The organism is Bacillus sp. AR2-1, from assembly GCF_008368755.1.
In the GTDB taxonomy this organism is placed as follows: Bacteria; Bacillota; Bacilli; order Bacillales; family Bacillaceae_G; genus Bacillus_A; species Bacillus_A wiedmannii.
Window position 1 is genome coordinate 341,620 of the sequence record NZ_QORY01000008.1, and the last position, 15,251, is coordinate 356,870.

Genomic DNA, 15,251 nt, shown 5'->3' on the forward strand with positions numbered 1-15,251 from the left:
AATGAGATGGATCTTCAAAAATTTGATGAGATGATTGATACTGTTCAGCGAACAACTTGTATACAAATTAGTGCAAAACAAAAAGAAGCTTTTAAACAAAAATATGATTTTGAGCCGGAATTCGAATATGGAAGAGATGAGAAGGGGCATTATGTTATTCGAGCTTCAAAAAAGATGTTAGAAGAAATGGATTTTTATTTGGCATTGAAATATGATCGAGATGGGGTTGATCTTTATATGCAAGCAGAGATTGACGGTATATGTCACGTATCTGTTAGCTATAGTGAAGATGTCCTACATTTACAAGAATTGTTTCAATTTCTAGAAGAAAATAAATAAAAGTCCTCATTTGAGGACTTTTATTTATTTAGGTATATTTAATTTTTATAATTATAAGCTAGAAGCTCGGCGGCATCGTTCAATTGGGAATGGAATAACTTGCGCGATGTGATTAGGACCAAATTGTTTTGCACGAGCATGGCGTACTATATAAAATGCACACAGAATTGAAACAGGAATAGCGCCGAATAAACCGAAAAATAAAGCGCTTACACAAGATGCGACAAAACCTAAAACACCAACTTCTAACTCTTCCATAATAGCTCCTAGAATAACAGGAAGTGCTCCACACGTAACCCCTAGTATAAGTGCGATAAGTAAACTCATGATTATCCCCCTCTGTTTGCGATATTCTGTTCCTTTTTGTTTAATAGTAGTATACCATACGTAAAACAGAATTTTCAGAAAAAATTCAAAAAAAGTTCAATAAATGTTCAAAAAGTGTTCAGAAATACACTTAAAAAATAGAAGGGGGAGGTTGTTTTTTTTGAACGAAAGGAATCGTATGGTTAGGTACATAAAAAATCAGGCTTATTTCATTTTTTGAAATAAGCCTGTTCCATAGGAGGATGTATATATGTAGAGTGAATAAAAGGTTGGAAAAGGGGATCCAAGTCCTTTTATTCAACTAACTACCTTAATAAATTGGAACCCAGCCTTCAGTTGTAACAAAAATACGAATAGCTACAACTTGACGATCATCTTGCAAGGTAAAATAGTGTCTTGCATTTTCTGGAACAGATATGAGATCGCCTGGCTCAAGTTCAACGTCAAAGAATTTGCCATCTTTTCCTTCAATGGCAAAGATGCCATGTCCACTAACAATAAAGCGAACTTCATCATCGGTATGATGGTGTTCTTTTTGGAAATTAATTAATAATTCGTCAAGGTTAGGTGTGCTATTTGAAAGTGAAATTACATCATGTGCTTTATAACCTCGGCGCGCTGAAACATCAGCGATTTCTTTTGAAAACACAGCTAATATTTCAGCCTTGTTTTCATCTGTTAACGAATAATTTTCATTTAAATAAGTAGGAAGTTTAGAGATGTTCCATTTCTCATATAAAACGCCTTCCTCTTGTAGAAATTTAGATACTTCTACTTCATTTTCTATGCGAGTATTTACTTCATGAATACGAATTTGCGCCATTAGAAACGCCTCCTTGAATTGATAATAGTTTTATATGAAATTGGAATAAAAACTCATAAGCTTCTAATCTTTTCTTTGCATCAAAGCTATCTCGGCCCCATACGGTAATACCGTGGTTACGAATTAATACTGCTCCCGAATCTCCTTGTATGTGCTTTCGGAAGTTTTCTCCAAGCGTTGGGATATGGGCATGGTTTTCGATAATAGGAATGTGAATTGTTGCACCTTCTTCCCAAATATCGAGAGCTTTAATAATTTCTTGATTTTGAAGGGTGACTGCATCACTATATAAATTTGTGATGACATTATTATCAGTTGTATGAACATGAAGTACGCACCCAGCATTCGTATTGTTATAAATATGTGTATGCAATATTGTTTCTGCTGAAGGGCGTAATTCAGTCTCTAATACGGGAACCCCTAGATGATCTACTAATAGAAAATCATCTGGAGTAGTTTTTGTTTTATCTTTACCACTTGCTGTAATAAGAAAAGTAAGTGGCTCATGACTAACCTTTATAGAAATATTACCACTCGTTGCTGGAAACCAATTTCGTGTTGTTAATTCTTTTTTTATCTCGCTTAAGTCATACCATTGACGAAAAAGTTGTTTCATGATTTCACCTCCAACAAATGTTTTAATTGGGTTTGAACATCGTGAAATGTTTCAAACGGTGTATAAGCAATATAATTCTCTTCACACTTTGTAATAAGGAAGTCACGAGCGAATACTTTATCTGCTTGTTTCGCAGCTTGTAAATCAGTAATTGAATCTCCAATCACAATATGGAAGTCATTCGTATCACTTAATTTACGGATTAAAGATGATTTGCATAATCCGCAATGATTTTGACAATGATGATCACAAGGATGAGGCCACTTAACTGTAATGAATTCACTTGAAAAGTCTGTTTCATTACAGTAAATTTGCTCTTTTGGAATGATTCCTTGTAAGAGTGGATAGACGAAGAAATCCATTCCACCTGATATAACGTAAAAAGAAATGTTATTTTCATTTACAAATTGTATAAATTCATAAAAACCACTACGGATTTCAGCAGTTTTTATTAAAAATTGAATCATATCATCGTGTAGACTAGTAGGTATTAATTGAAATAATTGAGAAACACCTTCTTGAATAGACAGCTCTTGTGATAAAATTTTATTCTTTACTCCTTCGGCTTCTGGTGGTGCGAATTTTTCCATAATGGACATAATGTTATCATTATTTGTAATCGTGCCATCGAAATCACAAAATACTTGAATACTCATAATTTCACCCCATGAGAGGGATTTCCCCATATTTGTAGTGCACTATGCAAATTTATGTCATCTACTTCATGGAGTGGTGTATTTTGCAAAGTAGCATTAATTGCAGTACGGAAAGCTTTACCGCCCCCTTGCGCCCCACTCGGATGTCCATGTATCCCGCCGCCAGCATTAATAACAACATCTTTACCGAAATCTCGTACAATAAAGGGAACGAAACCAGGGTGAATACCAGCAGACGGAACAGAAAAACTCTTCTTGAAAAATGCATCGTCTTCAGTTAAATGTTTTGAGATGGCAAGAGCCTCCTCTTTTTCTAGTGCAACACTTCCGTATGGAGATGGGAATAATGAAAAGTCAGCCCCAGCATAACGTAGTAGCTTTCCTAGTAATAATGGAGAGGAAACTCCATATAACTTGGATGATGAATAAGCACCACTTACAGCAGGGTGTGCCATAATAGGAACTGGGATTTCATCATCTTCTGCAAGTGATTGTAGTACATCTAGTCCGTAAGCAAATACATTAAATAATAGAATATCTGCCCCAGCTTGCACTGCGCGTTTCGCATTTTCTTTTAAATCAAAAGTTCGTCCTGTTAAATTTACGGCATATAACGTTTTATGTCCGTATGTTTCATATACGGATTGTAAAACTTCTTTTCCAGATACAATGCGTTTCGTAAGTGGTGTTAATGTATTCTCAAATAATATTTCATCATCTTTTACTATATCTACACCACCAATTGCTTGATCGCGTAATTGCGTTTTTAAATACCCAATATTTCGTCCAATCATTCCTTTAAAAATACTCATTAAAAGGGGACGCTCATGCACTTGTAAAAGATTTCGAATACCATCTATCCCGAATTTTGGACCAGGGAAATATTGTTTTAACTCGTCTGAAAATGTTAAGTCGATTAATTTCACTTCACCATCAAGTGATAGCTTTCCGAATGTAGTTGTTAAAATTGCTGGTAAGTCCGGACTGAAGTTTAATAACGGATATTCGATTTTAATAATCCCGCGTTTAACTTTTTTACGTAAATACGAATTGGTATGTTCTTGTTCAGCTAGTTCCTCAACATGAATGACGTTGCCTTTATGCTGTTTTAATTGTTCTTGCAATAAGTGTGGCAAATGAGTCCAAGAGCCAATTGTTAAACCGAGTGCAATTTGCTCGGCTTTTTTTTCTAAGTTATGTGAATCATCATGGATTAAATACGTTGCTATAATTCCGCTCATTGTTAAAACCTCCTAGTTAAATAAAAAAACCTCTCAGCTAAGGAGAGGTTTTTTTACAACCAGCTCCTTATCTGTCAGCATAATGCTGCGAGAATTAGCACCGTGTCTACAATTGTAGATCGGTTGCCGGGTTTCGTCGGGCTCGTCCCTCCACCTGCTCTTGATAAGAAGTATTTAGAAATGTTTAAATTTTTAAGATAACTGAATTTTGTCAGATATTTTTCATGTTGTCAATTACTTTTTGAAAAAATTTAATTTATCAATTCGATTAATGGCTTCTCTTAATCTATCTTCTGTATGCAAGAGACCAACACGGACATACCCTTCGCCATGTTCACCAAATCCAACACCAGGAGCAACTGCAACGTGTGCTTTTTCTAGTAAAATATTAGAAAATTGCTCAGATGTATATCCTTTCGGAACAGGAAGCCATGCAAAGAATGAGCCTGTTGGAATGTCTACATTCCAACCAATTGAGTGACAAGCTGAAACAAGAGCGTTTCTTCGAGATTCGTAACTATTTACAAGGTCTATTACGCAAGACTGTGAACTTAATAGTGCTTCGCGGGCAGCATCTTGAACTGCACCAAAAATACTAACATACATATGATCTTGTAATAAGTTAATTGTCTCAATCACACTTTCATTCCCCACAGCAAAAGCGATGCGCCATCCAGCCATATTGAAAGTTTTCGATAGAGTGTAAATTTCAATACCTGTATTTTTAGCACCGTCTGCTTGCAAGAAACTAACAGGTTTTTGACCATCGAATCCAATAGCACCGTAAGCAAAATCATGAACGACTAATATATTATGTTCATTAGCAAAATGAATGGTTTCATCAAAGAAACCTTTTGATGCAGTAGCACCGGTAGGATTATTTGGATAGTTTAAAAACATTAACTTTGCACGCTTAGCGGTAGCGGCATCAATTTTTGTATAATCTGGTAAAAAATTATTTTCTGCAATAAGCGGCATTGTTTCAAATTGTGCTTTTGCTAAAGCAACTCCTGATAAATAATCTGGATAGCCTGGATCTGGAACGAGAATAGTATCACCAGGGTTTGTAAAACAAAGTGATAATTCTACTAATCCAGCTTTTCCACCAAACAAAATAGCAACTTCTGTTTTTGGATTTACTACTACATCATATTCGCGTTGATAGAATGTTGCCACGGCTTCTTTTAAACTTTCGTGTCCGCGAAATGGTGGGTATTTATGATGAATGGTCTTTTCAGCAGCATCTTGTAAAGCTTTTACGATATGCTGCGGTGTTGGTTGATCTGGATTACCTTGACCTAGATTAATAACATCGTGACCATCTGCAACGACTTTGTTAACTTTTGCAACAAGTGAAGCAAAAAATTGTGTAGGCAATGATGTTACTATCTCAGAAGGTTGAAATAATTTCATACTTTCCACCTCTTTTGAAAGTTGTTACAATTCTAGTGACAAATGATATAATCTTTCCAGTATTTTGTAAAGAAAAAATTAAGAATGGGGCTGACAAAATGAAAGTCGCATGTATTCAAATGGATATTGTCTTTGGAGATGTAGAAAAAAATATTGAGAATGCTAAAAATAAAATAAGCGAAGCGATGAAGGAAAGACCAGATGTGATTGTCTTACCAGAACTATGGACAACGGGATATGATTTAACGAGGCTTACTGAAATTGCAGATAGGGATGGATTGCAAACGAAAGAAAAGCTGAAAGAATGGTCGAAGCAATATGGTGTACATATTGTCGGTGGGTCTATAGCGAAGCAAACAGAACAAGGTGTTACAAATACAATGTATGTGGTAAACAAGGAAGGAGAACTAGTCAATGAATATAGTAAAGTGCACTTATTTCAGCTTATGGATGAACATAAATATTTAATCGCTGGAAATAGTACAGGTGAATTTAGGCTAGATGATGTAGAGTGCGCCGGCACAATTTGTTATGATATTCGTTTTCCAGAGTGGATGCGCGTTCATACTGCGAAAGGTGCAAAAGTTTTATTTGTTGTAGCAGAATGGCCATTGGTTCGTTTAGCGCATTGGCGTTTGTTATTGCAAGCAAGAGCAGTTGAAAATCAGTGTTATGTTGTTGCATGTAATAGGGCAGGAAAGGATCCGAATAATGAGTTTGCCGGTCATTCTTTAATTGTCGATCCTTGGGGCGAAGTTGTTGTAGAAGCGAATGAAGAAGAATCAATTTTATTTGGAGAGCTTCATTTTGAGAAAATTAAAGAAGTACGCAAAGGAATTCCAGTTTTTGCAGATCGTCGTCCAGAATTATACAAATAAAATGTTGACAAGTGATTTTTATTCTTGGTATAGTCTTCAACATAAAGTTAAAAATTCAAAAAATTATACAACTCTTATCAAGAGCAGGTGGAGGGATTTGGCCCGATGAAGCCCAGCAACCGACCGTAATACCATTGTGAAATGGGGCGTTTATTTACGCCAAAAGGCACGGTGCTAATTCCAGCAGAAAGTAAACCTTTCTGGCAGATAAGAGGGGAGAAGATAAACTTCAAACCTCTTTCTTTGTGGAAAGAGGTTTTTCTACGTCAGAAAAACCTCTGAATTAAAAAAGGGGGAGAAGACGATGGGATATTATTCATTAACTGAAACGACAGCTATACAATATGCGAAAGAACACGGTTATTTTGAAAAGAAAGCAAATGTAGTTTGTCATGAAATTGGAGATGGAAATTTAAATTACGTGTTCAAATTAGATGATGGAGAGAAGTCTATTATAATAAAACAAGCACTGCCATATGCGAAAGTAGTTGGTGAGAGCTGGCCACTGTCTATAAAAAGAGCGACGATTGAAAGTAAAGCATTACAAATTTTTGCGAAGTATGTGCCGGAATATGTGCCGGTAGTGTACAGTCATGATGAAGAGTTAGCAGTAACAGTCATAGAAGATCTATCAAGGCTAACAATTGCAAGAAAAGGATTAATAGATGGAGAGGAGTACCCGCTTTTATCCCAACATATTGGTCGCTTTCTAGCACATGTGTTGTTTTATACTTCAGATTTCGGTTTACAATCAGAAGAGAAAAGGGTACTAGAAGGTACATTTGTAAACCCAGATCTTAGTAAAATCACGGAAGATTTAGTGTTTACAGATCCGTTTAGTCATTATGATACGAATGATTATGAACCAGAGTTACAACTAGCGGTGGATGAACTATGGAGTGACAAAAATTTAAAATTAAAAGTAGCACAGTATAAATATAAATTTTTAACGAGAAAAGAAGCGCTTATTCATGGTGATTTACATACTGGTAGTATTTTTTCATCTCCTGCTGAAACGAAAGTAATTGATCCAGAATTTGCAACATATGGTCCATGTGGATTTGATCTTGGCCAATTTATTGCAAATTTATTATTAAATGCACTATCCCGTGAAGAGGAAAAAAGAAGTGTGCTATTTTTCCATATTGAGAAAACATGGAGTTATTTTGTAGAAGCTTTTACGAAGTTATGGATTGGAGAAGGTGTAGAAGCATATACGAAAGAGAAACAATGGTTGCCAATTATTTTGCAAAATATTTTTACAGATGCCGTTGGATTTGCCGGATGTGAGCTTATCCGTAGAACAATTGGCTTAGCGCATGTAGCTGATTTAGATGGAATAGCAAATAAAGAAACGAGAATTCAAGCTAAGAAACAAGCGTTATCCTTAGGTAAAGAACTAATAAAATATGAATCTAAGAGTGCTGATATTCAACTGTTCCGAACATTATTTCAACAGACAGTTTCTGGAGGGATAAAAGCATGAGTACAATTGTTACTGTTCCGAGATCTGTCAGTTGGAAAGGTGATGCCATTGCAGTATTAAATCAAACAAAGTTGCCGCATAGTACAGAATACAAAACATTAACGACGATTGAAGAGGTATGGAAAAGTATTGTCATGCTAGAAGTACGAGGAGCACCTGCAATTGGAATTGTAGCTGCATTTGGCTTGGCACTTGCATCAAAAAAATATAATACTGTACATATGGAAGAATTTCAAAAGAAGTTTAATAGAGATTGTAATTATTTAGGAACGTCACGCCCAACAGCAGTCAATTTATTTTGGGCAATCGATCATATGAGAGAATCAATTCGAGAAATTACTACAATAAAAGAAGCACAAAAAAAATTAGAAGAAGAAGCGCTTCTCATTCAGCAAGAAGATGAAGCAGTATGCCGGAGTATTGGAGAACATGCATTAACATGTTTTAAAGATGGTGATCACATTTTAACAATTTGTAACGCTGGAAGCATTGCAACTGCTAGATATGGTACTGCATTAGCACCGTTTTATATTGGGAAAGAAAAAGGTGTACGTTTACATGCGTATGCGTGTGAAACGAGACCGGTTTTACAAGGCGGGCGTTTAACGACCTGGGAATTAAAACAGGCAAATATTGATGTAACACTTATTACCGATAATACGGCAGCTCATGCTATTCAAACGAAAGAAATAAACGCGATTATTGTAGGAGCGGACCGAATTGTCGCAAATGGAGATACAGCAAATAAAATCGGAACAATGAATTTAGCTATATTAGCAAATTATTTCGATATTCCATTTTACGTTGCAGCTCCGTTATCTACGTTTGATATTACGAAACAAACAGGTACAGAAATTGTTATTGAAGAAAGAGATGAAACCGAAGTTACGAAAATTTTTGGAAAACAAGTGGCGCCAATTGGAACTGATGTTTATAATCCTGCATTTGACGTAACACCGAATGAATTAATTACAGGTATTATTACTGAAAAAGGCATCATATACGGAGATTATAAACGGGAAATTGCATCATTATTTGAAAGACAAGCTAATACATAATAGCTTGTTTTTTTTATGCCTAAATGTTTTCTTTTCTCTTATTTATATAATGGAAGGAGGCGGAAAAGATGGAAGAGTGGATCAGGATGGTAGGTAATGTAGGGTTTCCGATTGTTGTAACATTATATTTACTCCATCGTATTGAAAGTAAATTAGATGGGGTAATTGTTGCAATCGAGAAACTCCCTAAACAATTACTAAAGTAGGAAGGTCCTCGCGATAGAAAGTAAAATAAAGTTTGCTCTTCGTGAGCAAACTTTATTTTTTACCCCGCATTAATGGGCAGTAAAAGCCTTCACTTTATTGAGCAGTATAACCACCATCGATAACAACGGCTTGTCCAGTTATACCTCTTGCTTTTTCACTCGCTAAAAACATAGCATAATCAGAGATTTCTTGTACTTGCAATAAGCGTTTTTGTGGTACAAGTGGATAAATAACATCTTCTAAAACATTTTCAAGTGGTACATTTCGTGTAGTAGCTAAATCTTGTAGTTGATTACGTACAAGTGGGGTATCGACATAACCAGGACAAAGCGCATTAACGGTAATTCCGTGAGTAGCGCCTTCTAAAGCGGCAACTTTTGTTAATCCGATTACGCCATGCTTCGCGCTATTGTAGGCGGATTTTCCTGCAAATCCAACGAGGCCATTAATGGAGGCTACATTAATAATTCGGCCATACTTTTGTTTTTTCATGATTGGGAAGGCATGCTTAATTGCGATAAAAGGAGCGATTTGCATAATTTTAATAAGTAGTTCAAACTTTTCAGTTGGAAAATCTTCAATTGGTGAAACGTGCTGCATTCCTGCGTTGTTAATTAATATATGTAATGAACCGAAATGAGTAACGGTTTGAGAAATTGCAGCGGTAATTTCTTCTTCAGATGTAACATCACATTTTAAACCGATAGCTTGATAGCCTTCTTTTTGTAATTGTTCAGCAGCTTCTTTTGCACGTTTTTCAAGACGATCGGTAATCACAACTTTTGCACCTTCTTTTGCGAAAGCGTTTCCCATTTCATAACCAATACCGCTTGCAGCACCTGTTAAAAAGACAACTCGATTTGTAACCATGGTGAAAAACATCCCTTCGTAATAAAATTCTCATATTGCTCTATTTAGAGAGTAGATAATAAAAATCCTGCAAAGATTTGGAAAAATATTGTTAGCTATCTTGTTTTGCAAAATAGCCTCTGCTATACTATTTTGTAAAGCAAGATACTTACGCTTATCTATCTTGTAAAACAAGATAGTGGGAGGATTTGAATTATGTCGACAAGTCAAATGCTGAAAGGGATTTTAGAAGGATGCTTACTTGCTATTATTTCTGAAGGTGAAATATACGGTTATGAAATGAGTGAAAAGCTAGCGAAGTATGGCTTTACTATGGCGAGTGAGGGAAGTATTTATCCGCTATTAATACGAATGCAAAAGGAAGGATTAATAACAAGTGTAATGAAGGAATCTCCATCTGGTCCAAAGCGGAAATATTATACATTAACAGAAAAAGGCGAGAAAGCACTTAATGAATTTATGGATCGCTGGGAAACGATGCAAAGTAGTGTAGAGCGTCTACTTGAGGGGAAGGGGAGAAAAAAATAATGTTATCAAGTGAAGCACGAAAGTTTTTATTAGATATGAGATTATTTTTAGTAGCAAAGGGTGTGAAAGAAAGCGATATTGAAAATTTTATAGAAGATGCAGAACTTCATTTAATCGAGGGTGAGAGTGATGGGAAAAGTGTAGAAGATATTTTCGGAAGCTCACCGAAAGAATATGCAAATGAACTTGTAAAAGTAATGGAAAGAGATAAACAGGAAACGTGGAGACAAATTGGTTTTACAGTAATGAATATCGTATCGTTTTGGATTATTGCTTCTATCCTAATAGTGAATAACGGATTATTACAGATCTCACTTATTCAGTGCGTTGGGTATAGTTTGTCATTGATTTTAGTTGTTATAGGTCCTAATTTTTTACTTCGCAAAATGACCTTCGTAACAAGCTTTACAAAAACGTGGTTTTCTATGTGGTTTTTAGTTATGGTAGCGCCAATGTTTTTAATGGGGGCTGTTACGATATTAGATGTAATCTATCCTACCAAAACGTTTACATTCACCCAAACGCAAAGTTATATATTAGCTGGAGCTATTTTTATGATCACAGTAGCGATAAATATATATTTTGAAGGATGGTTTAAAAACTTATATTTAATTATTCCATTTTCGATTATGTTACTGTTTAAAACATTTACATCAGAAGATCTCGTGCCAATGTTATTTCAAGTTATATGTTTATACGGAAGTTTGTTTATTTTAATTTTCCTTGAAATTATGATGAAGACGAATAGAAGAGAAGTGGTTAAATAAGGGAGGGATAAAAGTGTTATCGAATGAAGGACAAAAATTTTTAGATGATACCCAAGGCTATTTACGAATCAAGGGCATTAGAGAAACTGATATTATTTCCTTTATAGAAGATGCGAAACTACACCTAATAGAAGGTGAGAAGAAAGGTAAGACGGTGAGTGATATATTCGGTCATGCTCCAAAAGAATATGCTAATCAACTTGCGAAAGAGATGGATATAGATAGAAAAGGTAATTATAAATTATTACTTTACTTTATTGTAAATTTATTGGCTTTCACGATGATGAAGAGCGTATTCTTTAGTGCAGCCGACCATCGTTTGTCTTATTCTTTAATTGAGTTAATTGGCTATCCGATTATGATTTTTGCAGGAATTACTGTATTAATATGGGGGATGAGAACAGCATCATTTAAGCGTAAAAGAACTGAATTTTTAATTATGTATATAAGCGGTGCGATATGGTTTTTATTAATTTTTAGTATTGCATTATTAAATAAGTTTTATGGTACAACATTTATTAAGTTTACTAGTACAGAAAGCTTCATTCTGGTTGGTATAGTAGTTCTTTTAGCGGCTGTTACAAATATAAAATTTGGTGGTTGGTTTACTTTGTCGTATTTACTAGTTCCAATTGTATTAGAATATGTATTTGTAATGATAGATCTATCGAGTATTATTGGAATGTATGTACAACAAATAATTCTTTTCATTGTTATTTATATGCTTTTAAAAATTCATATAAAATTAGAAAAAAAAGAAGTATACGAATAAACAAGAGGGACAGTTATTTATATGTATATGAGGGATTTGATTTCTAGGATCAACTATACTGTTTTCAGGAAAAAATACATGATGACTATTTTAATATTTTATTAGGGGATAAGTCTGAATGTATCTTTTAAAATTAATAGGAGAGTGGCTGCTCTGGATATACAAAAAATTATTTCCAAAGAAATACTATATTTTGATTTTTAGAGGGATTCGTTTTAGGTGTATAGTGTATCCTTTGCAGCCGGTATATCGTTTATTAATTGGAATAAATTGTTTTAAACAGTAACATGACAGTTACTGTTTTTTTCTTTGTAATAAAGAACTTTGTAAAGAGAGTGCTTTTTGTTCGTTTGTTAATAGGGATTGAATATGGACGTTTTCAGGACGAGGTACGATAGGGTACATAAGATTTGTTGGAGAAGGATGGTGCTCCGAGCCAGTTGGGGAATGAGGATCTGCGTGAGTAAGTTTTCCATGAACACGTCTTGTAAATAAAATATGACCGACTTCGTGAGCGAGCGTATATATATTTTTCATGGGAGCAGCCGAATTTGTTAAAACGATATAACCAGTAAGTTGCTGTTGTTTGGCTAAAGAGTACGCGCAGGCAATTACGGCTGTTTCTTTGAAATAATCACTGCCAATATAACAAATGTAAAGGTCGCATTCAGGAGCTTCATTTACACATGTTTGGAAAAAGGATGCTAATTTTTCCTGACTTTGAATAGAATTTTTATAACTAATTTCACGGTCAGAAAAACGAAAAAGTTCATTTAAAATAATTACGTCTTTAATTTGAAATGTAATGGGGTGCCAAATTGATTCTGCAACTGCTAAATCTTTTGCAATACGGTCATCAGAAATATCGGCGCCTGGAGTAATGCAAATACATATATTGACGTATGGATCCATAAGGAACACCTCAACTGAAAAAATTCTTTCTATAATATATGTTGGGAAAAGACCCTATGTATGGATAAAAGCCTTGTTTATTACAAGTCGAAAAAATTTCATAGTTCTACAACATGGTGTGGTCATCTTTTTGATATAGTAAAGAAAAGGGGGAGAATATATGTATACATTAAAAATCGTTTCAGACAGAGAAGCACTTTATCAATTTGCGAGTTATGTAAGAGTTGTACAAGGGGTTGAAGATGTATATGTAGAGGTGGGAGAACCTTTATATGAACATCCATTAATGAAGTTTTATGTACATATTAAGCTGGAGGAAACATATGAGCAACATAAAGCGTTACAAGAAATAGCAAGATTAGTAGAATTAGGGCGTTTTACATACGTTCATTATCGTAATGATGAAATTGAAGAAGCTTTTGAAGCTGTAAAATATGAAAGTTTTAAGAAATAAAAATGGAAAAAAGGAAGCGAAAGCTTCCTTTTTTTTCTTGGAAATTACATCAACAAAAGGAGAAGAATTTTGTTATGATAAGGGAGGGTGAGGAAAGGAGAATTTACATAATGGGGTATATTGAAGAGTTACGCAAAGTTGTTGGGACAAGACCACTTATTCTCGTTGGATCAGCAATAATTATACTAAATGATAATCAGGAAGTATTGCTTCAATATCGTTCAGATACATATGATTGGGGGGTACCTGGCGGCGCGATGGAACTAGGAGAAACGACGGAAGAAACTGCTCGCCGAGAATTATTCGAGGAGACGGGATTAACTGCAAAAATAATGCAATTTCTAGGTGTCTTATCAGGAAAAGAAGTATATTTCCGTTATCCTAATGGGGATGAAATCTTTAATGTTATTCATCTGTATCAGGGGCATCATGTGAGTGGAGAATTAAGGCTTGATCATGAGGGATTGAAGCTTCAATATTTTCCGGTAGATAAGTTACCAAAATTGAATGAAACGACAGAGAAAATTTTACAAAAATTTTTATATGCATTAACAGAATAGAAGGTTAATTCCTTCTATTTTTATTATATTAAATATTTTGATTTTTTAGTATGTTTATAGTATGATAGATGTAGACATACATCTTATGGAATTTCACCTAAAAACTGACTAGGGTACATAAGAGAGGGGCAAGTGCAAAATGCATAATGTTGTTATTACAGCTGCAGTTCGTTCGCCAATTGGAACTTTTGGAGGAGCGCTAAAAAATGTAACGCCAGTAGAATTAGCGGTTCCTGTACTTCAGGAAGCTGTAAAACGAGGCGGGGTAGAACCACACGAAGTTGATGAAGTAATTTTAGGTCATTGTATTCAAAGAACTGATGAAGCAAATACTGCAAGAACAGCTGCATTAGCGGCAGGATTTCCTGACACAGTTACGGGTTATACAATCCAACGCCAATGTTCTTCAGGTATGCAAGCAATTATGTCAGCTGCAATGCAAATTCAATTAGGTGTAAGTGATGTTGTTATTGCAGGTGGAGTAGAAGCAATGAGTTCAAGCCCTTATGCATTAAAACAGCACCGCTGGGGACAACGTCTACAGCACGGAGAAATTCGTGATACGGTGTGGGAAGTACTAGAAGATCCGATTCATCATATTATGATGGGTGAAACGGCTGAAAATTTAGTTGACCAATATGAAATTACAAGAGAGGAACAAGATGAAGTTGCGCTTCGTAGTCATACATTGGCACTGCAAGCCATCGAGTCTGGATATTTTGACGAGCAAATTGTTCCTATTACGATAAAAGAACGTAGAAAAGAAATAGTATTTTCGAAGGATGAACATCCACGTGCAGATATTACAGCGGAAAAATTAGCAGGATTAAAACCAGCTTTCCGTAAAGATGGATCTGTAACGGCAGGGAATGCATCTGGCCTTAATGATGGAAGTGCGGTTCTAGTATTAATGAGCGAAGAAAAAGCGAAAGAAAAAGGCTTACAACCGTTAGCTAGAATTGTTGGATATTCAGTAGCTGGAGTAGATCCGAAAATTATGGGTATTGGACCAGCACCAGCAATTCGTAAAGGGTTAGAAAAAGTAGATTGGTCATTAGAAGATGCTGATTTACTGGAAATTAATGAAGCTTTCGCGGCTCAATACCTAGCTGTAGAGAAAGAATTAGGTTTAGACCGTGAAAAAGTGAATGTAAACGGTAGCGGTGTAGGACTTGGACATCCAATCGGTTGTACAGGAGCTCGTATTACTGTAAGTTTAATTCATGAATTGAAGAGACGCGGTTTAGAAAAAGGAATTGCTTCTCTATGCGTCGGTGGCGGTATTGGGGTAGCATTATTTATAGAAGCACTATAAAAAAGAAGCAGCAATCGCTGCTTCTTTTT

The 15,251-nt window shown here is 35.3% G+C and carries 19 protein-coding genes, 1 pseudogene and 2 riboswitches; of the genes and pseudogenes, 12 read left to right on the forward strand and 8 right to left on the reverse strand.

All coding sequences use genetic code 11. The features are described from left to right. Positions 1 to 6 precede the first annotated feature (6 nt). Positions 7 to 339 carry a DUF3909 family protein gene (locus DT250_RS11540; RefSeq protein ID WP_087985115.1) on the forward strand — a complete coding sequence of 111 codons (333 nt, stop codon included), beginning with the start codon at positions 7 to 9 and terminating at the stop codon, positions 337 to 339. A gap of 51 nt (positions 340 to 390) precedes the next feature. Here the strand turns inward: DT250_RS11540 and DT250_RS11545 are convergent, their stop codons facing one another. The 6 genes from DT250_RS11545 to DT250_RS11570 all read right to left on the reverse strand — a co-directional run bounded on the left by DT250_RS11545 (position 391) and on the right by DT250_RS11570 (position 5,415). Further along, the gene (locus DT250_RS11545; RefSeq protein WP_000054671.1) at positions 391 to 666 is read right to left on the reverse strand and encodes a hypothetical protein; all 276 of its coding nucleotides are present in this window, start codon (positions 664 to 666) and stop codon (positions 391 to 393) included. 310 nt (positions 667 to 976) lie between these two features. Next, positions 977 to 1,489: a 1,2-dihydroxy-3-keto-5-methylthiopentene dioxygenase gene (locus tag DT250_RS11550; RefSeq protein ID WP_000057324.1), complete on the reverse strand. Its 513-nt coding sequence runs from the start codon at positions 1,487 to 1,489 to the stop codon at positions 977 to 979. Next, positions 1,467 to 2,105, reverse strand: coding sequence for a methylthioribulose 1-phosphate dehydratase (locus DT250_RS11555; RefSeq protein ID WP_000811328.1), 639 nt, complete (start codon positions 2,103 to 2,105; stop codon positions 1,467 to 1,469). The genes DT250_RS11550 and DT250_RS11555 overlap by 23 nt, the downstream gene beginning before the upstream one ends. Then, entirely contained in the window at positions 2,102 to 2,761 is a 660-nt protein-coding gene (locus DT250_RS11560; RefSeq protein WP_088064336.1) for a 2-hydroxy-3-keto-5-methylthiopentenyl-1-phosphate phosphatase, read from the reverse strand. Before DT250_RS11560 ends, DT250_RS11555 begins: the two co-directional genes overlap by 4 nt. Further along, positions 2,758 to 4,002: a 2,3-diketo-5-methylthiopentyl-1-phosphate enolase gene (mtnW, locus tag DT250_RS11565; RefSeq protein WP_087985114.1), complete on the reverse strand. Its 1,245-nt coding sequence runs from the start codon at positions 4,000 to 4,002 to the stop codon at positions 2,758 to 2,760. Before mtnW ends, DT250_RS11560 begins: the two co-directional genes overlap by 4 nt. A gap of 64 nt (positions 4,003 to 4,066) precedes the next feature. Then, positions 4,067 to 4,172, reverse strand: a riboswitch (SAM riboswitch). A gap of 64 nt (positions 4,173 to 4,236) precedes the next feature. Next, on the reverse strand, positions 4,237 to 5,415 hold the full coding sequence (locus tag DT250_RS11570; RefSeq protein ID WP_149213069.1) for a pyridoxal phosphate-dependent aminotransferase: 1,179 nt from the start codon (positions 5,413 to 5,415) through the stop codon (positions 4,237 to 4,239). Between the two features lie 14 nt (positions 5,416 to 5,429). On the opposite strand from DT250_RS11570, the gene DT250_RS11575 reads away from it, so the two are divergent. The 4 genes from DT250_RS11575 to DT250_RS11590 all read left to right on the forward strand — a co-directional run bounded on the left by DT250_RS11575 (position 5,430) and on the right by DT250_RS11590 (position 9,043). Then, on the forward strand, positions 5,430 to 6,293 hold the full coding sequence (locus DT250_RS11575) for a carbon-nitrogen family hydrolase (RefSeq protein ID WP_002107779.1): 864 nt from the start codon (positions 5,430 to 5,432) through the stop codon (positions 6,291 to 6,293). Positions 6,294 to 6,364: 71 nt separating this feature from the next. Then, positions 6,365 to 6,507, forward strand: a riboswitch (SAM riboswitch). Between the two features lie 90 nt (positions 6,508 to 6,597). Then, the gene (gene mtnK / locus DT250_RS11580) at positions 6,598 to 7,779 is read left to right on the forward strand and encodes an S-methyl-5-thioribose kinase (RefSeq protein ID WP_149213070.1); all 1,182 of its coding nucleotides are present in this window, start codon (positions 6,598 to 6,600) and stop codon (positions 7,777 to 7,779) included. Then, positions 7,776 to 8,837 (forward strand): S-methyl-5-thioribose-1-phosphate isomerase, encoded by a 1,062-nt coding sequence (gene mtnA / locus DT250_RS11585; protein ID WP_097889644.1) that lies wholly within the window; start codon positions 7,776 to 7,778, stop codon positions 8,835 to 8,837. Before mtnK ends, mtnA begins: the two co-directional genes overlap by 4 nt. A gap of 68 nt (positions 8,838 to 8,905) precedes the next feature. Further along, positions 8,906 to 9,043 (forward strand): YvrJ family protein, encoded by a 138-nt coding sequence (locus DT250_RS11590; protein ID WP_000393345.1) that lies wholly within the window; start codon positions 8,906 to 8,908, stop codon positions 9,041 to 9,043. A gap of 94 nt (positions 9,044 to 9,137) precedes the next feature. Here the strand turns inward: DT250_RS11590 and DT250_RS11595 are convergent, their stop codons facing one another. Then, positions 9,138 to 9,914 carry a 3-hydroxybutyrate dehydrogenase gene (locus DT250_RS11595; protein ID WP_149213071.1) on the reverse strand — a complete coding sequence of 259 codons (777 nt, stop codon included), beginning with the start codon at positions 9,912 to 9,914 and terminating at the stop codon, positions 9,138 to 9,140. 195 nt (positions 9,915 to 10,109) lie between these two features. Between DT250_RS11595 and DT250_RS11600 the strand changes: the two genes are divergently transcribed. From DT250_RS11600 to DT250_RS32675, 4 genes and pseudogenes are all read left to right on the forward strand, one after another. Next, positions 10,110 to 10,442, forward strand: a complete 333-nt coding sequence (locus DT250_RS11600; RefSeq protein ID WP_149213072.1) for a PadR family transcriptional regulator — start codon at positions 10,110 to 10,112, stop codon at positions 10,440 to 10,442. Further along, the gene (locus tag DT250_RS11605; RefSeq protein ID WP_149213073.1) at positions 10,442 to 11,209 is read left to right on the forward strand and encodes a DUF1129 domain-containing protein; all 768 of its coding nucleotides are present in this window, start codon (positions 10,442 to 10,444) and stop codon (positions 11,207 to 11,209) included. The genes DT250_RS11600 and DT250_RS11605 overlap by 1 nt, the downstream gene beginning before the upstream one ends. A 13-nt stretch (positions 11,210 to 11,222) precedes the next feature. Then, positions 11,223 to 11,981 (forward strand): DUF1129 domain-containing protein, encoded by a 759-nt coding sequence (locus tag DT250_RS11610; protein ID WP_149213074.1) that lies wholly within the window; start codon positions 11,223 to 11,225, stop codon positions 11,979 to 11,981. Positions 11,982 to 12,055: 74 nt separating this feature from the next. Next, positions 12,056 to 12,260: pseudogene (locus DT250_RS32675) on the forward strand (DNA-binding protein). 15 nt (positions 12,261 to 12,275) lie between these two features. Here DT250_RS32675 and DT250_RS11620 read toward each other — a convergent pair. Then, positions 12,276 to 12,893: a DUF955 domain-containing protein gene (locus tag DT250_RS11620; protein ID WP_087985107.1), complete on the reverse strand. Its 618-nt coding sequence runs from the start codon at positions 12,891 to 12,893 to the stop codon at positions 12,276 to 12,278. A 160-nt stretch (positions 12,894 to 13,053) separates the two neighbouring features. Here DT250_RS11620 and DT250_RS11625 point away from each other — a divergent pair, with 160 nt between their 5' ends. The 3 genes from DT250_RS11625 (at position 13,054) to DT250_RS11635 (ending at position 15,222) form a co-directional block, all read left to right on the forward strand. Beyond that, on the forward strand, positions 13,054 to 13,347 hold the full coding sequence (locus DT250_RS11625) for a DUF3928 family protein (protein WP_000288327.1): 294 nt from the start codon (positions 13,054 to 13,056) through the stop codon (positions 13,345 to 13,347). Between the two features lie 110 nt (positions 13,348 to 13,457). Next, entirely contained in the window at positions 13,458 to 13,907 is a 450-nt protein-coding gene (locus DT250_RS11630) for an NUDIX hydrolase (RefSeq protein ID WP_000540530.1), read from the forward strand. A gap of 139 nt (positions 13,908 to 14,046) precedes the next feature. After that, the gene (locus tag DT250_RS11635) at positions 14,047 to 15,222 is read left to right on the forward strand and encodes an acetyl-CoA C-acetyltransferase (protein ID WP_000552069.1); all 1,176 of its coding nucleotides are present in this window, start codon (positions 14,047 to 14,049) and stop codon (positions 15,220 to 15,222) included. Positions 15,223 to 15,251 lie beyond the last annotated feature (29 nt).